The sequence below is a fragment of the Streptomyces sp. NPDC056948 genome (genome assembly GCF_042674225.1).
Lineage (GTDB): Bacteria > Actinomycetota > Actinomycetes > Streptomycetales > Streptomycetaceae > Streptomyces > Streptomyces purpurascens.
In genome coordinates this window covers 1-2,988 of the sequence record NZ_JBHUQX010000682.1, presented here as the reverse complement: position 1 = coordinate 2,988, position 2,988 = coordinate 1, and the positions used below count along the sequence as shown (strand labels likewise).

At 69.3% G+C, this 2,988-nt stretch carries 2 protein-coding genes; one reads left to right on the top strand and one right to left on the bottom strand.

Features of this window, described 5'->3' with window-relative positions; genetic code table 11:
- Nucleotides 1-1,703, top strand: a 1,703-nt coding sequence (locus ACFTZL_RS43445) for a cellulase family glycosylhydrolase (protein WP_382595728.1), incomplete at its 5' end; no start/stop codon positions are given.
- Here ACFTZL_RS43445 and ACFTZL_RS43440 read toward each other — a convergent pair.
- Nucleotides 1,700-2,953, bottom strand: coding sequence for a YncE family protein (locus ACFTZL_RS43440; protein ID WP_382595725.1), 1,254 nt, complete (start codon nucleotides 2,951-2,953; stop codon nucleotides 1,700-1,702). The two genes, ACFTZL_RS43445 and ACFTZL_RS43440, sit on opposite strands and share 4 nt — an antisense overlap.
- Nucleotides 2,954-2,988 lie beyond the last annotated feature (35 nt).

Genomic DNA, 2,988 nt, shown 5'->3' with positions numbered 1-2,988 from the left:
CCTCCGGCCGCGAGATCGTGCTCCGCGGCTACAACGTCTCCGGCGAGACCAAGCTGGCGGAGAACGGCGGCCTGCCCTTCGCCTCGGTCGCCGACGCGAAGAAGTCGGCGACCGCCCTGCGCGCCCTCGGTGGCGGCAACACCATCCGCTTCCTGCTCTCCTGGGCGTACGCCGAGCCCGAGCGCGGCAAGGTCGACACGGCCTACCTCGCCGCCGCCACCGACCAGATGCGGGCCTTCCTCGACGCCGGCATCCGCGTCTACCCCGACTTCCACCAGGACCTCTACTCGCGGCACCTGTTCGACACCGACAGCTGGTACACCGGCGACGGTGCGCCCAAGTGGGCGGTGGACGCCGGGAACTACCCCGACGAGTCCTGCGGGATCTGCCTCTTCTGGGGGCAGAACATCACCCAGAACGAGGCGGTGAAGCGAGCCTCGTACGACTTCTGGCACAACGCGCACGGCGTGCAGGACGCCTTCCTCGCCACCGCCGAGAAGACCATGACGTACCTCCGGCAGCACTTGGGCGCCGACCCGTTCAAGGGCGTCGTCGGCTTCGACCCCTACAACGAGCCGCACGCGGGCGTCTACGACTCCGGGCAGACCAGCCGGGCCTGGGAGAAGGACGTGCTGTGGCCGTTCTACGAGAAGTTCCGGGCCCGCATGGACACGGCCGGCTGGCGGGACAAGCCCGCCTTCGTGGAGCCGAACCTCTTCTGGAACGCCAACCTCGACTTCCAGAAGCAGGAGGGCGGCCTGCTGGACGCCGGCCCGCTCGGACCGCGCTATGTGTTCAACACCCACTTCTACGACCAGAAGGCCATCTCCGGCGTCTTCATGTGGGGCAAGGCGGCCGACGGCCAGTACGCGAACGACTTCCGTACCGTCCGCGACCGGGCCGCCGCCGCGCAGACCGCCGCCGTGGTCAGCGAGTTCGGGCACCCGCTCGCGGGCAACGTGTCCGACAAGGCGCCGACCGTCCTCAAGGCGATGTACCAGGCCCTCGACTCACGCCTGAAGGGAGCCGACTGGTGGTCCGACCCGGCCGCCTCGGGGCCCGTGCTCTCCGGCTCGCAGTGGCAGTGGGACCTCTACAACGGCCGGCACCGCGAGCAGATGAACGGCAACCCCGACAAGGTGCTCACCACCGGTGACGCCTGGAACGACGAGGATCTGTCCGCCGTACGCCTCGACGACTCGGGCAAGCCCGTGCTGCGCCAGGACGCCCGGCTCCTGGACCGCCTCTATCCGAGCGCCACGGCCGGCAGAACGGTCGGCTTCACCTACGAGGACCGCTCCCGGGACGGCTCCACGACCCTGACCTGGAACCCGGTGCCCAGTGCGCTGCCCAACGTGCAGCGGCTCGTGGGATCGGGACAGTACGGGCTGCTGCTGTGGCGCTCGGACGGCGGCTCGGCGCCCACCGAGCTGCACCTGCCGGCGAGCTTCCCGACCGCGTCCACCACGGTCGTCTCCGACCTGGGCACGGCCCACGCCCCGCCGGCGTACACCTCGACGACCCCGGTCGGCGTGGCCCAGGAGCCCGGCGGCACGGGAAGCCGCCGCCTGCTGCTCACCGCGCCCGACTCGGGCGTCCTGCACTACGCACTGGTGACCAACGGGGCGACGGCTCCCTCGGCGGACCTGCTGAACGCGGCCCGCTCCGAGCTGGCGGCATGGGCGGCGAGGGAGGTCGACTAGCCTGCCGGGCTCGTCCAGCCGGCCTCCACATGACCGAGCCGGACGCGCTGCGGGTGGTCTCCGACCGGCACGGACACGACCTTCTTCCCGGTGGCGAAGTCGATGGCCGTGACCTGGTCGGAGCCGCTCTCGGAGACCACGCAACTCCTGCCGTCACCGCTGACCGTGGCCCAGTAGGGCTTGGCGGCGGTGACGAGCGGGCCCTCCTGGAGGGTGGCGCGGTCGACGACCGTGGCGTAGTCGTCCATCGTGCCCGCTACGCAGAGCTTGCGGCCGTCCGGGCTCATCGAGATGCCGTGGTGGCGGGAGTCGTTGACGAACGTGGTGCGGTCGTCGCTGGTCGCCGGGTTCTTCGGCAGGGTCTTCGTGCGGGTGATCTTGTCGGTGGCCAGGTCGTACTCGAAGAAGCCGTTGAAGAACGACACCTGGAAGTACAGCTTCGACTCGTCCGGCGAGAACACGGCCGGCCGGACCGCGTCCGAGTAGTCCTTGAGACCGATCGCGTCCAGGCGCGGGCGCATGTCGATGACCTTGACCTGCTGGTACGTGGTGGCGTCGATGACGGTGATGCGCCGGTCGCCCTTCGTCCAGTCCAGCCACGGGGCGTCGGTCTGCGTGTTCACCTCGCCGATCGACATGTTGTAGATGTACTTGCCGTCCTTGGTGAAGATGTTCTCGTGCGGCTTGTCCCCGGTGGCCGCCTTGCCGAGCTGCCTGCCGGTCTCGATGTCCAGCACGTGCACGGCGTTTCCCGTCGACGCCGACACCGCGACCCGCTTGCCGTCGGGGGAGACCGCCATGTGGTCGGCGCGGAAGCCGGACACCGGGAAGCGCCAGTTGATCCGCCCGGAGGCGAGGTCGATCGAGACGACGTCGGCGAAGCTCGGCCGGGAGACCACCACCGACTTCCCGTCCGGCGTGGAGTACATGTCGTCGACGAACTGGTCGTGGCCCTCGCCGACGCTGTTGCGGATCGTCATGAAGGCGATCCACCGGATCGGATCGGCGTTGATCTCCGCCATCCGTTCGTCCTTGTCGGGGACGACGTCGATCCGGCCGATCTTCGCGAAGTCGCCGGTCGACTTGATGACTTCGGCGGTGCCTTCCCAGTTGTTGCCCACGAACAGCACCTCGCGCAGCGCGGCGGAGGCGTCCGGAGCGTCCGCGTGGGCGGCGGTCGCGGGGACGGTGAAGGTCAGGGCGAGGGCGGCGGCTACGGAGCACAGGTGCCGTCGTCGGAAAGCAGGCATGACTGCTCCTTGGAATCTGAACACACGTGGTTTCA